The sequence below is a fragment of the Gordonia rubripertincta genome (genome assembly GCF_038024875.1).
Classification (GTDB): domain Bacteria; phylum Actinomycetota; class Actinomycetes; order Mycobacteriales; family Mycobacteriaceae; genus Gordonia; species Gordonia rubripertincta.
The window spans coordinates 3116297-3135660 of the sequence record NZ_CP136136.1 but is presented as its reverse complement, the minus strand read 5'-3'; the positions used below and the strand labels follow the sequence as shown (position 1 = coordinate 3135660).

The window sequence follows — 19364 nt, the reverse complement described above, 5'->3', positions numbered from 1 at the left end:
GGAACACAATGTCACCGAACCGGCGAAACCGGCGATCTCACTCCGGGACGGGTACCGGCTCGAGGATCTCCGAACGCGCCTCGGGCGCGGCCGCCCGCAGTGCGTCGGCGGAATCGTCGTCGGGTTGCTGTTGCGACGCCACCTCGGCCTCGACGCGCGCGATGTAGTTGGCCACCTCGAAGTCGCGCTTCTCGGTGGTCCACCCGAGAAGGGGTGCGAGCAGATCGGCGACCTCGCCGGCGCAGTCGACGCCGCGGTGCGAGTACTCGATCGCGATGCGGGTGCGACGTGCCAGCACGTCCTCGAGATGCAGTGCCGCCTCGGAGACCGCTGCGTAGACCACTTCGACGCGCAGGTACTGCGGCGCGGCTGCCAGCGGCGCGAGCAGCGACCTGTCTTCCTGGGCGTAGTAGAGCACGTCGTCGATCAGCGAGCCGTAGCGGTTGAGAAGTCGCCGAATCCGGTACGGGTGCAAGCCGTATCGCTGTCCGAGATGCTCGCACTGGTTGATCAGCGCGAAGTAGCCGTCCGCACCGAGCAGCGGCACCCGCTCGGTGATCGACGGCGCCACCCGGGTGGGGATGAAGTCGTTGCACTCGTCGACGGCGTCGGCGGCCATGACCCGGTAGGTGGTGTACTTGCCGCCCGCGATCGACACCAGACCCGGGGCCACGGTGGCGACGGCGTGCTCACGCGAGAGCTTCGACGTCTCGTCGTCCTCACCCGCAAGCAGCGGTCGCAGGCCGGCGTAGACGCCTTCGATGTCGTCGTGGGTCAGCTTGGTGACCAGCACCTCGTTGACGCGTTCGAGGATGTAGTCGATGTCGGCCCGGGTGGCGGCCGGATGCGCGAGGTCGAGGTTCCAGTCGGTGTCGGTGGTGCCGATGATCCAGTGCGTCTCCCACGGGATGACGAACAGCACCGAGTTGGCGGTGCGCAGGATGATCGCGGTCTCGCTGACGATCCGGTCGCGCGGCACCACGATGTGCACACCCTTCGACGCGCGCACCTTGAAGTGCCCGCGCTGCTTGGACAACGCCTGGACCTCGTCGGTCCACACCCCGGCGGCGTTGATGACGCAGTGGGCGCGCACCTCGGTGACGTCGCCGTTCTCGGTGTCGCGCACGCGAACCCCGAGGACACGGTCGGATTCGCGGAGGAAACCGATCACCTGCGTCGAGGTGCGGATGACCGCGCCGTAGTTGGCCGCGGTGCGGGCCACCGTCAGACTGTGCCGCGCGTCGTCGACAACCGTGTCGTAGTACCGGATTCCACCGATGAGCGAGCTGCGCTTGAGCGCGGGCGCCACGCGGAGGGCACCCGAACGGGTCACATGTTTCTGCCCGGGCACCGATTTGGCGCCGCCCATGCGGTCGTAGAGGAAGATCCCCGCCGCGACATACGGCCGTTCCCAGACCCGCTGCGTCAGCGGATAGAGGAACGGCAGGGGTTTCACGAGGTGCGGGGCCAGTAGACGCAGCGAGAGCTCGCGTTCCTTGAGCGCCTCACGCACCAGCCCGAATTCGAGTTGTTCCAGGTAGCGCAGGCCGCCGTGGAACATCTTCGACGACCGGCTCGACGTGCCCGAGGCGATGTCGCGGGCCTCGACCAGCGCCACCCGCAGACCGCGCGTGGCGGCGTCGAGTGCGGCACCCACGCCGACCACCCCGCCGCCGATCACGACCACGTCGAACTGTTCCTCACCGAGCCGCCGCCACGCTTCGGCTCGGTAGAGCGGGCCCATGTCCGCCGGCCGGTCCGGGTTGAACTCGGTGTTCATGTTCGCCGAGCCTAATTGATCTCGGGCCGCACCACAACGTGCGACACTGACGGCGTGGGCAGTTCAGGCAAATACGTGGCGGCGATCGACCAGGGGACCACCTCCACCCGGGCGATGATCTTCGACCACAAGGGACGCGTCGTCGGCGTCGAACAACTCGAACACGAGCAGATCTTCCCGCGGGCCGGCTGGGTCGAACACGACGCCGCCGAGATCTGGCGCAACACCCGCCGCGTGGGTGCCGGCGCGCTGGCCTCGGCCGAGTTGACCGCCAGGGACATCGTCGCCTGCGGCATCACCAATCAGCGCGAGACCACGGTGATCTGGGACCGCGAGTCCGGGAAGCCGGTCCACAACGCGATTGTCTGGCAGGACACCCGCACCGGTGACGTGTGCAGGGAACTCGCGGGCGACGTGGGCGACGACCGTTTCCGCGAACGCACCGGCCTGCCGCTCTCCACCTACTTCGCCGGGCCCAAGATCCGCTGGCTGCTCGACAACGTCGACGGTCTGCGCGAGCGCGCCGAGGCTGGTGAATTATGCTTCGGCACAATGGATTCCTGGATCGCATGGAACATGACCGGCGGTGTCGACGGCGGGCAGCACGTCACCGACGTCACCAACGCCTCACGCACCATGCTCATGGATCTGCGGACATTGAGTTGGGATGAGGAGATCTGCGCGGAGATGGGCATCCCGATGTCCATGCTGCCCGAGATCCGCAGCTCGTCCGGCGAATTCGGCTCGCTGCGCGGCAACGGCCCACTGCCCGGCGTCCCGCTGACCGGTATCCTCGGCGACCAGCAGGCCGCCACCTTCGGTCAGGCCTGTCTGAACCCCGGCGAGGCCAAGAACACCTACGGGACCGGGAACTTCCTGTTACTCAACACCGGCACCGAGCCGGTCTTCAGCGAGCACGGCCTGCTGACGACGGTCTGCTACCGCATCGGCGACCAGGAGGCGCGGTACGCGCTCGAAGGGTCGATCGCCGTTACCGGATCGCTCATCCAGTGGCTGCGAGACAATCTCGGCCTCTTCTCGGAGGCGGCGGATGTCGAGAGGCTGGCCGCGGAGGTCGACGACAACGGCGGCGCATACTTCGTCCCGGCGTTCTCCGGTCTGTTCGCGCCGCGCTGGCGTTCGGATGCCCGCGGCGTGATCGTCGGCCTGACCCGCTTCGTCAACAAGGGGCATCTGGCGCGGGCGGCACTGGAGGCCAGCGCCTTCCAGACCCGCGAGGTCATCGAGGCGATGCAGGCCGACGCCGGGATGGAGCTGTCCACACTCAAGGTCGACGGCGGGATGGTGGTCAACGAATTGCTCATGCAGTTCCAGGCCGACATCCTCGACGTCCCGGTCGTGCGGCCCGTGGTCAACGAGACCACCGCGCTGGGCGCGGCCTACGCCGCCGGTCTGGCCGTGGGGTTCTGGGAGAGCGAGGACGACATCCGCGCCAACTGGGCCGAGGACAAGCGGTGGAAGCCGACCATGGCCGAGGAGGAACGGGACCGCCTGTACGCCGAGTGGAACCGGGCCGTCGAGCACAGCTTCGGTCTGGCGTGATTCACCGGTCCGGCGTGATTCAGACGACGAAATCGGCAAGGACGCCGACGACGCCCGCACTGCCGCCGAGGGCCGCGGCGGCCTCGTAGGCCGCCTCCCGCAGGGCCGTTCGCGGAGCCTCGGCCGTCGTCGACACCGACATGGCGGCGAGGACACAGTCGAGCGCCCGGGCCCGCCGGAAGCTGTCCAGCTGGGCGTCGACGTCGCCGCGCCGCTGGTGCGCGAACGAGTCGAAATCCTGTTGTGCGGCGACCACTCTCAACGCGCCCACGCCCGCTGGGTCGGCACTTCCCTGCTGGCGCCATTGCCGGATCACGTCGCGGATCTCGGGCGTCGACGCGCCTGTCACGTCGATCACCGTGGCAACGAGGAGGTGCAGGCACCGGACGATGTCCTCGTCGGGTACGGCGGAGGCGAGCCGGGCGACGCCCCCGGGCAGCCGGTCGACCCGGCTCAGCATGTCCGGCCCCGCGTGTTCGGCGACGATTCGTCGCCGTCGGTGCGCGTGTCGGAGGTGCCCGGCGCCCGATCCGACGGGGTGAGCGCCTCCCCCGGCGTGGGCCGGAAGGCCGGGGTCTCGGACGGGGTCGAGGCCCGCTGGGGGATCCAGTCGCCGATGACCGGCGGCCCGACCAGCGGCAGATCGCCGACGATCTCAGCGCCGTGCTCACGGTTGTGCAGATAGGGCGCAGCCTTGTGCTGGTCGTCGTTGTCGGCCCCGGGTCGACGGCCCATCGGCGGTGCGCCGGCCGGACCCACCGGTGGGGTGGTCCCGGCCCGCGGTGCCGCGGCGCTCGCGGCCGGCGGCGTCGACGTTGCGGGCGTCGCAACCCCCGGCGACGACGGCGACAGCGGGAGTGGCCCGACGACCGGGATCGGCCCTCCGCCGGCTCCTGAACCGGAACTCGTTCCCCCAGAACGGGATTCGCCGCCGAACCCCGTCCGACCGGAGCCGGCGAGACCGGGTGTGGTGCCGCCCGGGGTCCCCTGGCCGCCGCGGAGAAGACCGTCGGGGTCGTCGGCGCCACGACCACCGGACGAGCCCGACGAGGACGCCGACGACGACACCGGGGTGACCGGGGCGGGCCCACCAGCCGCCGGTCCCGGCGCCATTCCGCGGGGCGCGACGGGGACCGCACCGCCACCGGAACGTCCGAAGTCCCCGGCGTCCACGGTGTTCGCGGCCTGGCCCCGGGGTGCCTCGGAACCCGAACCCGATCCACCTCCGGCTGCGGACACGCCGCCCATTCCGCGGACCAGATCGTCCGGTCCGGTGGGCTCGGGAAGCGAATGCTGAACCCGTTGCATCGGGGACGAGTACGTGCCCGACATGGTGCGGTCGGCCTCGAACCGCACCATCGGCGCGTCCTCGGGATTCTCGCGGAGATACTGCTGCAGCTCGCGCAGCCGACCTTCTTGATCCCGTGTCGCACCGACAATCCCGACTGCGCTGCGCAGGGCCTCACCGACGACGGTCGCCGTCTCCACACTCCGCTGCATGGCGTCGGACAACGATTTCCCCGCCTCGAGGGCGGTGTCGGAGGCGAGGCCGCGCAGGTCGTCGCCGAACATCGCCGCCATCCGCTCCGACGCACGGCGCACCGCGTCGATCGCCTTGAGGATCGTCTCGACGTCGCCGGCCGCCTGGCCGGGCTCCATGGTGCGGAGGGTGTCGATGATCTCGTCGATGCCCATGCCGGCCCAGTCCGTGCGTCCGCCGCCGAAGGACGGCGCGTTCGACACGCCACGGTTGTTCTGGGCGAACGGCCCTGTCACGAGAACGACCCCGTCACGACATCTCCCCCCACGTCGCGGTGCGCCCGGCCCCGGGCGGATTCTCGACGACCCTACCGCGATCGAGAGGACTCGCCGGTTGTCAGTCCAGATCGTCGTGACGGACGAGCTGACGCGCCGCCTCGGTGATCGACCCGGACAGCGACGGGTACACCGAGAAGGTCTGCGCGAGATCGCCGACCGTCAGTTTGTTCTGCACCGCGAGGGCCAGCGGGAGGATGAGCTCGGAGGCGTTCGGGGCCACCGCGACGCCACCGATCACCACGCCGGTGGCGGGGCGGCAGAAGATCTTCACGAAACCGCGTCGCAGACCGCTCATCTTGGCGCGCGGGTTGGTCGCCAGCGGCAGCATGACGGTGCGGGCGGGGTACTCGCCGGCGTCGATGGCCTTCTGCGACACCCCGACGGTGGCGATCTCGGGACGCGTGAAGATCGCCGACGCAACGGTTTTCAGCTTGATGGGGCTGACGCCCTCACCCAGTGCGTGGTACACCGCGATGCGGCCCTGCATGGCGGCCACCGAGGCCAGCGGCAGCAGGCCGGTGCAGTCGCCGGCGGCGTAGATGCCCGGCACCGAGGTTCGCGACACCCGGTCCACCTGGATGTAGCCGCCCTTGTCGACCTCGACACCGGCCCGCTCGAGTTCGAGATTCGCGGTGTTGGGGATCGAACCGACGGTCATCAGCACGTGGCTACCGGTGACCGCGGACCCGTCTGCGAGATGGGCGGTGACGGTGTCGCCGTCGCGGACGACCTTGTCGGCGCGGGCGTGCTTGACGAGTTCGACGCCGCGTTCGGCGAGCGCGTCCTCGAGCACCAGGGCCGCGTCCTCGTCCTCGTGCGGGAGGACGCGGTCGCGGCTCGACACCAGAGTCACCTTCACACCGAGTTCTGTGTAGGCATGGACAAACTCGGCGCCGGTGACACCCGAACCGATGACGACGAGATGCTCGGGCAGTTCCTCGAGGTCGTAGAGCTGACGCCAGGTGAGGATGCGTTCGCCGTCGGGCTGGGCGTCGGGCAGGATGCGCGGCGACGCGCCGGTCGCGATGAGCACGACGTCGCCGTCGAAGCGCTGGGTGCTGCCGTCGGCCAGGGTCGCGAGAACACTGTGGGTCGAGACGCCGACCTGGGTCTCGTCGAGGACGGCGGTACCGGAGACCAGCTTGACGCCCTCGCTCACGAGTCGCGACTTGATGTCGGCGGACTGGGCGAAGGCGAGGTCGCGCACGCGCTGGTGGATCTGCGGGAGGGTGACCAGGGTGTCGTCGGTCTTGAGGTTGATGCCGAGGTCCACGGCACGACGGACCTCGGTACGGATGCCGGTGGAGGCGATGAACGTCTTCGACGGGACACAGTCCCACAGCACGCAGGCCCCACCGATGCCGTCCGAATCGATCACCGTGATGTCGGCGCCGTAGGCGGCCGCGGCGAGTGCCGCCTCATAGCCCGCTGGTCCACCGCCGATGATGACGATCCTGGTCACTGTGCACTCCTGTCCTTCACCGGTTTCGTCGCGGCTGCCTTCGTGGGGCACCGCGCGCCCGGGTGCTGTTGTCGAATGGGCGAACTGGCTGGCGCCGGACCGACGGGCGTCCGACTTCAGTGGTGTCCGACGGCAGATCCGACTGGGTCGAGCCCCGCGGGATGGTGCGTTGCTCTGGTCTGGCGGACCGTCACACGGTGTCGCGCCATGTACCAACCTAGTCCGGATCGTTCCAAAACACTCCATGTGGTGGCCCTGCGTGCGTCGTACGCCACTCCTTCACCCCTGCCTGTCGCCTTTCCGAGTCGCCGTCGACCCACTAGGCTCCATCCGTGCCTATATACGCCGCGTACGGATCGAACATGCATCCCGAGCAGATGGCGGAACGCGCGCCGCACTCGCCGATGGCGGGTACCGGATGGCTACGCGGATGGCGCCTGACCTTCGGTGGCGGCGACATCGGCTGGGAGGGTTCCCTGGCGACGGTCACCGAGGACCGCGACGATCCCGATGCCCGCGTCTTCGTCGTCCTGTACGACGTGACCACCGAAGACGAGGAACTCCTCGACCGCTGGGAGGGCTCCGAACTCGGCATCCACCGCAAGATCCGCGCCCGCGTCGACACCGCCGACGGCCCGGTACTGGCCTGGCTCTACGTGCTCGACGCCTTCGAGGGCGGACTCCCCTCGGCCCGCTACCTCGGCGTCATGGCCGAGGCCGCGGAGATCGCCGGTGCCCCGGCCGACTACGTGCAGGACTTGCGTCTGCGCGAGTCGCGCAACGTCGGCCCCGGGCCTGGGCCCGTCGAATCCTGAGGCCTGGACCCGTCGAATCCTGAGTGGCTAGGGCGCGAACGGCGGCGTGAGCTCCAGCGGTTCGCCGGCGGCGCTGCGCGCGTTGAGGACGACGCCTGCCAGCGTGCGGACGCCGATCGCCAGGGCACGTTCATCGAGGTCGAAGTTCGGTGCGTGCAGATCGACCTGCGGGCCGAAACCGTCCCAGACGCCGAGGCGCGCCATCGCGCCCGGGACCTGTTCGAGGTACCAGGAGAAGTCCTCGCCGCCGGGTGACTGCGGCGTGGCGGCGACGGCGTCGGGACCGATCGCGGCGACCGCGCGTTCGAGCATGCCCACGGCGACCTCGTCGTTGACCACTGGTGGGACACCCCGGAAGTAGGAGAGGTCGTAGCGCACGCCGAGCGGCGCGAGGAGCTCACCGACGACGCTGCGGACCAGCGGCTCCAGCGTCGCCCAGGTGCCGTGGTCGCCGGTGCGCACCGTGCCGCGCATCCGGCCCTCCTGCGGGATGGCGTTGGCGGCGCTGCCGGCGTTGGCCGCACCCCACACCATCACCGTTCCCGAGCGCGGGTCGACGCGCCGCGACAGCACCCCGGGCAGTCCGGTGATCACGGTGCCCATCGCGTAGATCAGGTCGCCGGTCAGATGTGGACGGGACGTGTGGCCGCCCGCGGAGTGGAGTTGCAGGTCGATGTGGTCGGCCGCCGAGGTCAGCGGACCCGACCGCAGGCCGACGGTGCCGACGGGCAGACGCGGATCGCAGTGCAGCGCGAAGATGCGTCCGAGTCCGCTGGTCACGCCGGCCTCGATGGCGTCGAGCGCACCGCCCGGCATGACCTCCTCGGCCGCCTGGAAGATCAGCCGGACTCCCACCGGGAGCGGTCCGGCCGAGGCCAGGAGCTTGGCCACGCCGATCAGGATCGCGGTATGGGCGTCGTGTCCGCAGGAGTGGGACGCGCCCTCGACCGTCGAGGTGAACGGGAGGCCGGTGTGTTCGGTGACCGGGAGCGCGTCCATGTCGGCCCGCAGGCCGATCCGCGGTTCACCGGCCGGCCCGAGGTCGCAGACGACGCCGGTGCCCAGTGGGAGCCGACGCGGGGTGAGTCCCACCGCCGACAGCTCGGCCATCACCAGTTCGGTGGTGCGCACCTCCTGCCGGGACAGCTCGGGGTGGGCGTGGATGTCACGCCGCCAGGCGACCAGCTCAGGACCGTTCGCGTCCAGCCACGCGTCGATGATCTTCGACGCGTCGGGCAGGCCGTCCACACTCACACCGGTCACGACAGGACCCCGGCGGGAGTCGGGACGGCGAGGTCGGTGAGCAGCGGTCCGCGGAGTCCCCGCTTGATCAGCGCGAGGTTGGGTCCCACGGTCGCCGCACGGGCGGTGGCGATCTCGGCGGCGCGGGCGGCCAGTCGATCCGCCTCCACCGCCTCGTCGACGATGCCGGCGGCCACCGCGTCGGCAGCGCCGTATCGCCGGCTGGTGTACATCGCCTCGGTCGCGGTCCGGTCGGTGAGCCGCGTGCGCAGGAGCGTCGACATGCCGCGGGTGAACGGCATGTTCAGGGCCGCCTCGGGCAGCGACCAGAAACCGCGTTCGGTGCGCATGACCAGGTGGTCGGCACAGAGGGCGAGCATTGCGCCGGCGCCGAAGGCATGACCGTTGACCGCCGCGACCGTCGGGACCGGGAGGGTGAGGATCGTTGCGTACAGCGCGTGCACACGGTCGAGGTATGCGGGCAGCTGATCCGGCGCGGCGAAGATGTGGTCGGTGTCGAGCCCGTTGGAGAAGAATTTGCCGGTCGCGGTCAGCACCAGCGGACGCTTCGGGTCGGCGCTCACCTCCGCGAGCAGCCGTTCCACCTCGTCGAGCCATTCCAGACGGAAGCGGTTCTCGGGGTTCGACTCGTCGAGCTCGGCGCCCTGGGCCCCGAGATGGAGTTCGACGACCTCCCCGACCTCGTTGAGATATGGCATGAACAGACCTTATCGCTCCGCGGCGCGTCCTCTTCGGGCACGGCGCTCGCACGACGCCGCGGTGCCGCACCGGCGTCGGGGTCACCGTTTAGGGTTGGCGCATGGATCCCACTGCCGACGCCGACGCCGCAGCCCTCGTCGCGGCCGCCACCATCGCCGCCGAGACCGACGCCGCCGCACACGATGTGGCCGTGATCCTCGGTTCCGGGTGGGCCCCGGCGGCCGATGCGTTCGGTGCACCGATCCGTTCGCTACCGATGTCGTCGATCCCCGGCTTCACCCCTCCCAAGGCCGCCGGCCACGGTGGCGTGATCCATTCCGTCCGGGTCGGAGACCGTCGAGTTTTGTTGATGCTCGGCCGGATTCACGCCTACGAGGGCCACGACCTCGCGCGGGTCGTGCATCCGGTGCGGACCGCGGCGGCGGCCGGCGTCCACACCGTTGTGCTCACCAACGCGGCCGGCGGTCTGCGCGAGGACATGTCCGTGGGCCAGCCGATCCTGATCTCCGATCACCTCAACCTGACCGCGCGTTCCCCGCTGGCCGGCGCACGGTTCGTCGACCTGGTCGACGCCTACTCCCCGCGCCTGCGCGAGATCGCGCGGAGCGTCGACCCCTCCCTCGCCGAGGGTGTCTACGCCGGCCTGCCGGGCCCCCATTACGAGACACCGGCCGAGATCCGGATGCTGCGCACGCTGGGCGCCGACCTGGTCGGCATGTCGACGGTGCACGAGACGATCGCCGCACGTGCCGCGGGGCTCGAGGTCCTCGGGGTCTCGCTGGTGACCAACCTGGCCGCCGGCATGACCGGTGAACACCTCAGTCACGCCGAGGTACTCGAGGTCGGGCGTGCATCGGCGACGCGTATGGGCGAACTGCTCGCCCAGATCATCGGCGAGCTGTAGAACCGACCCCGGCGGCGATTCCTCCCCCGACGCGTCCCGACAGAACCCGAGGAGCACCATGACCTATCCACCCGACGGTTCGGGCGGTTATCCGCCCGGCGGGTACCCGGGCACCTACGGGCCGGGCGGCTATCCGCAGGGACCGCCGCCACCACCGCCACGCTCCCCGTGGACGTCGCCCGCGGTTCTGGTGGCCATCGGCGCCGGCGTACTGCTGGTGGTCGCGGGCGTGCTGGCCGCGTTCCTGCTGATCCCCGCCGACGAGGAGTCCACCGACACGGCGGCCGCGAGCTCCACCGCCTCGGAGCCGCCCACGATCACGAGCACGGTCACGCAGCCCCCGCCGGCGACCCCGACCACCAGCACGCCCCCGCCGCCGACCGTGCCGAACCGTCCGGCGCCCACCGTGGCGGGCGCGGACTGGCAGGGGTTCGTCACCGGACCGCGCTGCAACGCCGCCGACGACCCGGCGGTCGCCATCGGTCAGACCTCGCGATCGCGCGTGGTCATCTGCCAGGTCGGCAATCAGACGGGTCGCTGGTACTACAAGGGACAAGCACCCGAGGGCGGCATCGAGCTGCAGTTCCCGACCCGCGTCGGCAACACCTTCGAGGCGCGCAACGGAGCCGTCCGCTACCTGGTGTCCCCGTCGAGTCTCACCATCACGGAGGGCGGTTCGGTGCTGGCGAACGAACCGATGCTCGCCTACTGGTCGTCACTCGGCTGAACCGAGGCGACCCAGCGGCCCGGATCTCCGTCAGCGCGGGCCGAACTGACGATCGCCGGCGTCGCCGAGTCCCGGGACGATGTAGTTGACGTCGTTGAGGCCCTCGTCGATCGCGGCGACGACGAGACGGCACGGGTGGCCGGCCTGCTCGAGCAGCTCCACCCCCTGCGGTGCCGCGACGACGCAGACCGCGGTGATGTCGGTGGCGTTGCGCGCGACGAGCAGTTCGATCGTGTGCAGCATCGACCCACCGGTCGCGAGCATCGGGTCGAGAACGAAGACGGGCAGCCCCGAGAGGTCCTCGGGCAGGGACTCGAGATACGGCACCGGCTGAGCGGTCTCCTCGTCGCGGGCGATGCCCACGAAACCGACCCGGGCCTCGGGCACCATCGCATGCGCCTGCTCGACCATCCCGAGGCCGGCGCGCAGGACCGGGACCAGCAGCGGCGGCTTCGCCAGCCGCGACCCGGTGTGCGGGACCAGCGGCGTGTTGATCTGCACGTCCGCTCGGGGCGCACCGGCCAGCGCCTCGTAGATCAGCATCTGGGTGAGATCCGAGAGTGCCGCGCGGAATCCGGCGTTGTCGGTGGTCTCGTCCCGCATCGTCGTCAGACGAGCGGCGGCGAGAGGATGATCGACGATCAGGCGTTCCATGGCGACCACACTATTTCCTGAGCCCCGCACGCGTGTGCATTGAGGTACCGCGCATCGCCTCCCGCGGGGGTTGGTCTGCACTCGATGGAACCGAACCGGCGCCCACCGCGTCTGAAACCCATGAGCCCGCGATCCACCACCCCATCCGCCGTCCTCTCCCATCCCGGATCCGCCCCGACAGCCGGTCTGTTGACGGATTCATCGGCGCTGCAGCAGTTCTCGTCGACGCACCGCACCGGGGGCCTGTTGGTCGGCGATCAGGCCCGCAGCGACGAGGCGGCCCTGGTCGACCTCGCGATCACGTTCGGGATCATCGGGGCGGAGTTCCTCGCCGCGGTGGTCGAGTTCCTGCGGCTCCACCGGAGCAACCTCGAGACGACGGCGGCGCGGCAGCATGACGTCGCGTCGGCAACCCGCAGCGCCGACGAGACCTACCTCGCCTGCGACTGCGCGGCCGCCGACCGGGGGTTCAACGTCTGATGCTCGACGTCGCGATGTTCGTCGGACCGCTACGGCAACTCGTTGCAGCACTGGGCACGGGCATCCTCGCCCCGGGCAATCCGGCGGAGACGATCCGTGCCGCCGCGAGTGCCGTCGACGCCGCACGCCGTGGATCGTCTGCCGCCACCGACGCGGTGCGCACGCACTGGGAGGGTTCTGGTGCGACCGCGGCCGTCGACGCCGCAGGGAGACTTCAGCAGAGCATGGGCACGCTGGCCGACGACGCCGATGCCTTCGCCCGCCTCGTCGAGAGCGCCGGCGGAAAGGTGCACACGGCGTCGACCGAACTCCTCGGACTGGTCGACTCGCTCGAACGGCGGGCCCGCGCCTTCGGGAACGAGTTGTTCACCCCGACCGGCCTGCTGACGATGCTGCCGGTGGCAGCCGAGCATCTCGGCCGCGGTCTCGAGATCGTCGCCCGCACACGCGCCGACCTCCGCTCCGACACCGACATGATGGCGGCGCTCGGGCGCCGGATCGCACCCGCGCCGGTCACGACCATCGGCGACCAGACATCCGGTGAGCAGCTTTCGGTGTCGCCGGTGTCCGGAGGTGTGCCGATCACGCTTCCCGACGGTTCGGTGGCCCACGCACCGAACGAGCGGGCGGCGACGGCGGTGCGAGCCGCCCTGAGCCAGCGGGGTGTTCCTTATCTCTGGGGTGGGACCACGCCCGCCGGTTTCGATTGCAGCGGTTTCACCAGATGGGCCTACCGGCAGGCCGGTCTCGAGCTCCCCCGCCTGGCGCAGGATCAGGACAGTGCCGGCGTCCCGGTCACGCAGGCCCAACTACAGCCGGGCGACCTCGCCGTCTGGTCCGGCCATGTCGCCATGTACATCGGCAACGATCAGATGATCGAGGCCGGCGATCCGGTCGCCGTCTCACCGGTGCGGACAACGAATCTCGACCAGACCTTCGAGGGATTCTTCCGGCCCCGGTGACGGCGCGAGAGCAATGCGACTACCGATCGGGCGACCTAACCCGAGCTGCCGTAAACCTCGATGATGTTGACCTCCACCTTCGGAGCTGTCAGCGACCCGCCCATCATCGTCGTGTAGGTCTCATCACCCTCTACGCTCACCCACATGGCGACCAGGTCGTCCTCGACGACCTGCTTGAACGAGGCCAGCCCCTCGGTGACGACGGTGTTGATGTCGAAGTCGTAGGCGCTCTCCACCTGCTGGCCGTCGGTGTTGACCCGCATCTGACTGCTCCCTGTCACGCTGTCGGCCTGCACCACCCGCCCGTAAATCACATACAACTCGCCCTTGTGTGCGTTCGGATCCTTCGCGATGAGCTGCCACTCCCGGGTTGTCGCCGGACGGTAGGACGCCTTGTTGGTGAGCCGCTCGAGTTCCTGCTTGCGCCGCTGCCGCTCGAGCTCGCCGGCCCGGGAGTCCTCCGAGGGTTCGGCAGCCCGTTCGCGGGCAGCGGGTGTCCGGTCGCTGTCGGTGCCGTCGGACGACGACCCTGCGATGAGGGCAGCACAGCCACCGAGAACCACAAAGACCGCCAGCAGCGAGCTGCCGACGATGAGCAGAGCTTTCCCGATGCCGCCCGACTTCTTCGGCTGCTGCGGGACGAGCTGCCAGTTGTCGGTCCACTGGCGACCGTCCCACCATCGGAGCATGGACGGGTCGCCGGGATCGACATACCAACCGGGTGGGGTGGTCGGCGGGGGCGGCGGTTGATTCATTGCCACTACACTCCTCATCGGCCGGATCGTCTGCGACACAGACGGTTCACGACATGTGGCCAGCATTGTAGGGCGCTCGGGACGTCAGCGACGTGGTGAGGCTCTGAATGAGTCCAGGTGAGCTACATGCCGGTCTCTTCGCACACCACTCCGAGGTTTTCAGCTGGATTGGAGCGCGATTCTTCCGGCCCCGGTGACGACGCGGCACGAATGCCGTTCGGCCTCTGTGGGGGCACTACTGGATCCGCGGCGATCAATCGCTAGGCTGTGTCCCCATGGCCGGAGACATCGTCCCGATTGAGCTCGGACTCACCGACGGAAACAGCTTCACCCTGTGGGCACCCCGCTGGCGAGAGGGTGACGACGAGTGGGAGGCGTTCCTCGGTCTCGACGAGGATCTCTACGTCCTGCCCGGCGTCGCCGAGCTCGCGGCCTTCGTCCGCACCAACGACGACAACGACCTCGTCGAGCACCCGGCGTGGCCGACCATCGTCGGCGTGCAGGCCGAGGAGCTGATCCCCGACGAGCGCCACACCTACGACCTGGTGGGCGTGCCCGAGCTCGCCGCCGAGGACCCGACCCCCGAGGTCATCGCCGAACTCGAGGACGCACTCGAGATCGTGCGCATCCTGGGCGAGGTCTGCGAACTGACCGCGATCACGAAGTTCTTCAACGGCAACCCGATCCTGGGTGCGGTCACCACCGGTACGCGCAACTTCGAGGGCCGCGAGGGCCTCGACCTCTGGGTTCGCATCGGCCGTCTGATCGCCAAGCACTGGGACGACGTCCTCGACGCGATCGACGAGGTCATCACCACGCCGAAGGTCGACGCGAAGGCCGTCGAGACCGCCGAGGCCGAACTCGAAGCCGCCGCCTCCGCCGAAGACGAGGACGAGCCGGACGACGACGACATCGAGATCGTCGCGACCGCGGACGCCGCCGTCGACGAGGATGACGACGACGATTACGACGACGACGATTTCTGGGCGTCGGTCGGCATCGACCCGATCAAGATCGTCACGAGCGGCAACGAGTACCTGACCCTGCGCTGCTACCTCGGCGACGACCCGGTCTTCCTCGGTACCAAGGGCAAGATCTTCGTGTTCACCTCGGCACGCTCGCTCTCGCGTTACCTCGCCGATGACAACACCCACGATCTGGCCGAGCTGTCGACGTTCGAGGACGTCCGCACCGAGGCCACCAACGGCTCACTCGAGTTCGACGTGATCGATGACAACGTCTACGTGCTGCCCGGCCTGGCCGAGGACATCGCCGACGGCCCGCGGCGCATGGACCGCGATCAGCTCGACCTCGCCGTCGAACTGTTCACCGACGCCGCCGACTACGCCGGCGACGACACCGTCAACGAGGCGCTGGGTACGTCGACTCCCCTCGGCTGGTTCGTCGACTACACCGTCAACCCCGACCCGAAGCGGATGGCCCCGAGCGGACCGTTCGACAACGAGGCCGAGGCCTGGCGGGCGCTCGAGCACGACTTCGAGACCCGGCTCGTCCGGAAGGGCTAGCCCGACCCGAGCAGCACCGCATAACCCGGCTTGATCACATCGTCGATGACCGCGAGCCGCTCGTCGAAGTGGATGAACGCCGACTTCATGGCGTTGACCGTGAAGCGTTCGAAATCGGCCCAGCCGTAACCGAACTGGTCGGCGAGCAGACCGAACTCCTTGCTCATCGTGGTGTCGCCCATGAGCCGGTTGTCGGTGTTGACGGTGACCCGGAACCGGAGCCGGGCCAGCACGTTGAACGGGTGCTCGGCGAGCGAGGTGACCGCCCCGGTCTGCACATTCGAGCTCGGGCACAGCTCGAGCGGAATCCGTTTGTCGCGCACGATGTTCGCGATCAGACCGAGCTTCGCGCCGGCGAACGACTGGGCGGCGAGGTCGACGCCGTCGGGCAGCTCGATGTCGTCGAAGACCCTTACCCCGTGGCCGAGACGGTCGGTGCCGCAGAAGCCGATGGCCTCGTGGATCGACGGCAGACCGAACGCCTCACCCGCATGGATGGTGAACGGCGCACTGTTGGCGCGCATGTACTCGAAGGCGTCGAGATGACGGGTGGGCGGGTGACCGGCCTCGGCGCCGGCGATGTCGAAGCCGACGACGCCGCGATCGCGGTAGCGCACGGCGAGTTCGGCGATCTCCCGTGAGCGCGCCGCATGCCGCATCGCGGTCACCAGACAGCGGACGATGATCGACTTCCCGCGGTCGGCGGCGATCCGCTCGCCGTCGGCGAATCCGCGCAGCACCGCCTCCACGACCTCGTCGAGGGTGAGTCCGGCCTCGAGATGTTGTTCCGGTGCGTACCGCACCTCCGCGTAGACGACGTTGTCGTCGGCGAGGTCCTCCACGCACTCGCGTGCCACCCGTTCGAGGGCGTCGACGGTCTGCATGACGGCGACGGTATGGGTGAAGGTCTCCAGGTATCGCTCGAGGGACCCGCTGTCGGCAGCCTCGCGGAACCACCGCCCGAGTCCGGCCGCGTCGTCGACGGGCAGTCCGTCGTAACCGACCTCGTGCGCGAGTTCCAGGACGGTCGCCGGCCGCAGCCCGCCGTCGAGGTGGTCGTGCAGGAGAACCTTGGGCGCGAGGGTGAGGTGCGCCGGATCCAGCGTCGTCATCTTGTGAACCTAACGGAATCGATGATCAGTGGCCGGTCGCCGGCGTTGCTCGTGTCGGCATCCCCGTCCTCGATCCGCACCGCACCGGCGAGACTCGAGCGCGCGCCCGCGATCCGGTCCTCATCCTGCGTGTGCAAGGTGAACAGCGGTTGGCCGGCGCTGACCCGGTCGCCGGGTTTGGCGTGGATCACGACACCCGCCTCCGCCGAGACCGATTCACCGGGCTTGGATCGTCCTCCGCCCAGCCGCCAGGCCGCGTCTCCGACCGCGCGCGCATCCATGCCGGCCATGACGCCGTTCCGGTCGGCGACGAAGACGTCCTGATGCCGGGCGACCGGCAGCGGGGCGTCCGGGTCGCCGCCCTGCGCGGAGATCATCGCCCGCCAGGCGTCCATCGCCCGGCCGTTGGCCAGGTGCTCGGCGGGATCGGCGTCGGGCCGACCCGCCGCATCGAGCATCTCCCGGGCGAGAGCGAGGGTCAGCTCGACGACATCGGCCGGTCCACCACCGGCGAGGACCTCGACCGATTCGGCGACCTCGACGGCGTTCCCGACCGCCAGGCCCAGCGGGACACTCATGTCGGTGATCAGCGCCCGCGTGTCGACCCCCGCGTCGTGGCCCAACTCGACCATCGTCGACGCCAGTTCGCGCGCGTCGGACTCGTCCGGCAGGAAAGCACCCGAGCCGGTCTTCACGTCGAGGACCAACGCGCCGGTGCCTTCGGCGATCTTCTTGCTCATGATCGAGGTGGCGAGCAACGGGATGGATTCGACCGTCCCGGTGACGTCTCGCAGTGCGTAGAGCTTCCGGTCGGCGGGGGCGAGGTCGGCGCCGGCCGCGCAGATGACCGCACCGACGCGTTCGAGCTGGTCGAGCATCTCCTCGGTGCTCACCTCGGCCCTCCAGCCCGGGATCGATTCGAGCTTGTCCAGAGTGCCGCCGGTGTGGCCGAGACCCCGACCGGAGAGCTGCGGGACCGCGACACCGAATGACGCGACCAGCGGCGTCAGAGGCAGCGTGATCTTGTCGCCGACTCCGCCCGTGGAGTGTTTGTCGACCGTGATCAGCCGCCGTCCGTCGCGGCGCAGCCCGGTCAGATCCATCCGCCGCCCGCTGTCGATCATGGCGCGGGTCCACGTCGCGATCTCCCGCCGGTTCATCCCGCGCAGATAGATGGCCATCAACAACGACGACATCTGCTCCGGTGCAACCTCGCCGCGGGTGTATCCGTCGACCATCCAGGCGATCTGCGCGTCGCTGAGCTCGCCACCCCCTCGCTTTGTCGCGATCACCGAGACGGCGTGGATCACCTCGTCGGCGGCGGGCTCGGTCGAGGACGTCACGAGACCACCTCGGCGATGTCGTCGGGACCGAAGGCGTCGGGTAAGAGTTCGACGAGGGGACGCGGACCGGCGGGATGATCGACGAGGAGGTCGCGGCCGCCGTGTTCGAAAAGCACCTGCCGGCACCGCCCGCACGGCATCAGGACCTTGCCGGAGGCATCGGTGACGGTCACCGCACGCAGGGACTTCCCGCCTTGTGAGATCAGCTGCGCGACCAACGAGACCTCGGCGCAGATCCCCAGCCCGTATGAGACATTTTCCACATTGCAACCTGCTACGACACGCCCGTCGGAGGTGACTCCGGCGGCCCCCACAGGGTATTGCGAGTACGGGGCGTAGGCGTGGGACAACATTTCAGTTGCTTTGTGTCGCAGGACATTCCACTCGATATCGGTACTCACGCCCACCTCCAGGCAAAGGGTGTAACCAACCGGACATGCGCTGTCCATCGGCGCAAAAGCTTGGGTAAGGCAAACCTAAGTCGTAATGTCTTGTGCCTCAAATCGGTTCGGGCAATTTATCACCGGAATGGGCATGGGTTTAGAGTCTCTTGTCATGGGTCCATGGTCGAGTCGGAGCATGCCGATTCGACGCGTCCATCGACGATGTTGGAGGCCACTTTTCCGATGAGCACCTCGACCGAAGTCGCACCTGACCCGGTGCGTCGACGTTCTCTGTACCGCGGCGACCCGGGCATGTGGTCCTGGGTTCTGCACCGCATCACAGGCGTCACCATTTTCTTCTTCTTGTTCGTACACGTGTTGGACACCGCGGTCATCCGCGTCGATCCCAACCAGTACGACGAGATCATCGAAACCTACAAGACCCCGATCATCGGTCTCATGGAGATCGCCCTGGTCGCCTGCGTCCTGTTCCACGCCTTCAACGGCGTTCGCCTGATCCTGGTGGACTTCTGGTCCAAGGGCCCCAAGTACCAGCGTCAGATGCTGTGGGTCGCGATGACCCTGTTCGTCGTCGTGTTCGGCGCCGGCGCCATCCGCCTGCTGCAGATCATGTTCAGCCACCTGTAGGAGACACCAGAGATGACCACCTCGGAAGCCACCGGTGTCGCGAAGACCCTCGGCAAGGAACACGACCGTCCGGCCAGCCTGGACAACCCCCGCTCCCCGCGTAAGCCCAAGGGCGGCAACTTCGAGAAGAACGCATGGATGTTCATGCGCTTCTCCGGCCTGATACTCGTCTTCCTGACGATCGGCCACATGTTCATCATGCTCGCCTGGGACGGCGGCGTGCACCGGATCGACGCCTCGTTCGTCGCCGCACGCTGGAGCTCGCCCGGCTGGCAGATCTGGGACCTGACCATGCTCTGGCTAGCCCAGCTGCACGGCGGCAACGGCGTGCGCACCGTCATCGCCGACTACTCGCGCAAGGACTCGACCCGCTTCTGGCTGAATGTGCTGCTGGCCGTGTCGATGATCCTGACCCTGGTGCTGGGCACCTACGCGATCCTCACCTTCGACGTCAACAGCGTCGGCTAAAG

20 protein-coding genes are annotated in these 19364 nt (G+C 68.9%); 9 read left to right on the top strand and 11 right to left on the bottom strand.

Annotated elements, in window-relative coordinates; all coding sequences use genetic code 11:
• Window positions 1–37: 37 nt before the first annotated feature.
• Window positions 38–1780 (bottom strand): glycerol-3-phosphate dehydrogenase, encoded by a 1743-nt coding sequence (gene glpD, locus RVF83_RS14270; protein ID WP_005195987.1) that lies wholly within the window; start codon window positions 1778–1780, stop codon window positions 38–40.
• A gap of 75 nt (window positions 1781–1855) precedes the next feature.
• Between glpD and glpK the strand changes: the two genes are divergently transcribed.
• Entirely contained in the window at window positions 1856–3343 is a 1488-nt protein-coding gene (glpK, locus tag RVF83_RS14265) for a glycerol kinase GlpK (RefSeq protein ID WP_005195986.1), read from the top strand.
• Window positions 3344–3362: 19 nt separating this feature from the next.
• Here glpK and RVF83_RS14260 read toward each other — a convergent pair whose 3' ends face one another.
• The 3 genes from RVF83_RS14260 to RVF83_RS14250 all read right to left on the bottom strand — a co-directional run bounded on the left by RVF83_RS14260 (window position 3363) and on the right by RVF83_RS14250 (window position 6623).
• Entirely contained in the window at window positions 3363–3803 is a 441-nt protein-coding gene (locus RVF83_RS14260) for a hypothetical protein (RefSeq protein ID WP_005195984.1), read from the bottom strand.
• Window positions 3797–5119: a hypothetical protein gene (locus tag RVF83_RS14255; protein WP_005195983.1), complete on the bottom strand. Its 1323-nt coding sequence runs from the start codon at window positions 5117–5119 to the stop codon at window positions 3797–3799. Before RVF83_RS14255 ends, RVF83_RS14260 begins: the two co-directional genes overlap by 7 nt.
• A gap of 100 nt (window positions 5120–5219) precedes the next feature.
• Window positions 5220–6623, bottom strand: a complete 1404-nt coding sequence (locus tag RVF83_RS14250) for an NAD(P)H-quinone dehydrogenase (protein WP_005195982.1) — start codon at window positions 6621–6623, stop codon at window positions 5220–5222.
• Between the two features lie 332 nt (window positions 6624–6955).
• On the opposite strand from RVF83_RS14250, the gene RVF83_RS14245 reads away from it, so the two are divergent.
• Window positions 6956–7438 (top strand): gamma-glutamylcyclotransferase, encoded by a 483-nt coding sequence (locus tag RVF83_RS14245; protein ID WP_039880073.1) that lies wholly within the window; start codon window positions 6956–6958, stop codon window positions 7436–7438.
• Between the two features lie 27 nt (window positions 7439–7465).
• Here RVF83_RS14245 and RVF83_RS14240 read toward each other — a convergent pair whose 3' ends face one another.
• Both RVF83_RS14240 and RVF83_RS14235 read right to left on the bottom strand, forming a co-directional pair.
• Complete coding sequence (locus RVF83_RS14240) at window positions 7466–8692, bottom strand: amidohydrolase (protein WP_005195980.1); 1227 nt, start codon at window positions 8690–8692, stop codon at window positions 7466–7468.
• A 5-nt stretch (window positions 8693–8697) separates the two neighbouring features.
• Window positions 8698–9399, bottom strand: coding sequence for an enoyl-CoA hydratase/isomerase family protein (locus tag RVF83_RS14235; RefSeq protein ID WP_005195979.1), 702 nt, complete (start codon window positions 9397–9399; stop codon window positions 8698–8700).
• Window positions 9400–9500: 101 nt separating this feature from the next.
• Here RVF83_RS14235 and RVF83_RS14230 point away from each other — a divergent pair, with 101 nt between their 5' ends.
• Together RVF83_RS14230 and RVF83_RS14225 are read left to right on the top strand one after the other, a co-directional pair.
• A complete protein-coding gene (locus RVF83_RS14230; protein WP_005195978.1) occupies window positions 9501–10304 on the top strand; it encodes a purine-nucleoside phosphorylase in 804 nt (267 codons plus the stop codon).
• Between the two features lie 58 nt (window positions 10305–10362).
• On the top strand, window positions 10363–11031 hold the full coding sequence (locus RVF83_RS14225) for a hypothetical protein (RefSeq protein ID WP_005195976.1): 669 nt from the start codon (window positions 10363–10365) through the stop codon (window positions 11029–11031).
• A gap of 30 nt (window positions 11032–11061) precedes the next feature.
• On the opposite strand, the gene upp is transcribed toward RVF83_RS14225, so the two are convergent.
• The gene (gene upp, locus RVF83_RS14220; protein WP_039880070.1) at window positions 11062–11685 is read right to left on the bottom strand and encodes a uracil phosphoribosyltransferase; all 624 of its coding nucleotides are present in this window, start codon (window positions 11683–11685) and stop codon (window positions 11062–11064) included.
• Between the two features lie 189 nt (window positions 11686–11874).
• Between upp and RVF83_RS14215 the strand changes: the two genes are divergently transcribed.
• Both RVF83_RS14215 and RVF83_RS14210 read left to right on the top strand, forming a co-directional pair.
• Window positions 11875–12165, top strand: a complete 291-nt coding sequence (locus RVF83_RS14215; protein ID WP_005195970.1) for a type VII secretion target — start codon at window positions 11875–11877, stop codon at window positions 12163–12165.
• Window positions 12165–13127, top strand: a complete 963-nt coding sequence (locus RVF83_RS14210; RefSeq protein ID WP_005195969.1) for a C40 family peptidase — start codon at window positions 12165–12167, stop codon at window positions 13125–13127. Before RVF83_RS14215 ends, RVF83_RS14210 begins: the two co-directional genes overlap by 1 nt.
• Before the next feature lie 35 nt (window positions 13128–13162).
• Here the strand turns inward: RVF83_RS14210 and RVF83_RS14205 are convergent, their stop codons facing one another.
• On the bottom strand, window positions 13163–13882 hold the full coding sequence (locus RVF83_RS14205; RefSeq protein ID WP_005195967.1) for a DUF2510 domain-containing protein: 720 nt from the start codon (window positions 13880–13882) through the stop codon (window positions 13163–13165).
• A gap of 275 nt (window positions 13883–14157) precedes the next feature.
• Here RVF83_RS14205 and RVF83_RS14200 point away from each other — a divergent pair, with 275 nt between their 5' ends.
• Window positions 14158–15408 carry a hypothetical protein gene (locus RVF83_RS14200; protein ID WP_005195966.1) on the top strand — a complete coding sequence of 417 codons (1251 nt, stop codon included), beginning with the start codon at window positions 14158–14160 and terminating at the stop codon, window positions 15406–15408.
• Here the strand turns inward: RVF83_RS14200 and RVF83_RS14195 are convergent.
• Genes RVF83_RS14195 through RVF83_RS14185 form a run of 3 tightly spaced genes read right to left on the bottom strand, consistent with a single transcriptional unit; the run spans window position 15405 to window position 18264 of the window.
• On the bottom strand, window positions 15405–16520 hold the full coding sequence (locus RVF83_RS14195; RefSeq protein ID WP_005195965.1) for an adenosine deaminase: 1116 nt from the start codon (window positions 16518–16520) through the stop codon (window positions 15405–15407). The two genes, RVF83_RS14200 and RVF83_RS14195, sit on opposite strands and share 4 nt — an antisense overlap.
• The gene (locus RVF83_RS14190) at window positions 16517–17863 is read right to left on the bottom strand and encodes a thymidine phosphorylase (protein WP_005195964.1); all 1347 of its coding nucleotides are present in this window, start codon (window positions 17861–17863) and stop codon (window positions 16517–16519) included. Before RVF83_RS14190 ends, RVF83_RS14195 begins: the two co-directional genes overlap by 4 nt.
• Window positions 17860–18264 (bottom strand): cytidine deaminase, encoded by a 405-nt coding sequence (locus tag RVF83_RS14185; protein ID WP_039880098.1) that lies wholly within the window; start codon window positions 18262–18264, stop codon window positions 17860–17862. Before RVF83_RS14185 ends, RVF83_RS14190 begins: the two co-directional genes overlap by 4 nt.
• 225 nt (window positions 18265–18489) lie before the next feature.
• Here RVF83_RS14185 and sdhC point away from each other — a divergent pair, with 225 nt between their 5' ends.
• Both sdhC and RVF83_RS14175 read left to right on the top strand, forming a co-directional pair.
• The gene (sdhC, locus tag RVF83_RS14180) at window positions 18490–18894 is read left to right on the top strand and encodes a succinate dehydrogenase, cytochrome b556 subunit (protein WP_005195961.1); all 405 of its coding nucleotides are present in this window, start codon (window positions 18490–18492) and stop codon (window positions 18892–18894) included.
• Between the two features lie 12 nt (window positions 18895–18906).
• Window positions 18907–19362 (top strand): succinate dehydrogenase hydrophobic membrane anchor subunit, encoded by a 456-nt coding sequence (locus tag RVF83_RS14175; protein WP_005195959.1) that lies wholly within the window; start codon window positions 18907–18909, stop codon window positions 19360–19362.
• The last annotated feature ends 2 nt before the right edge of the window (window positions 19363–19364 follow it).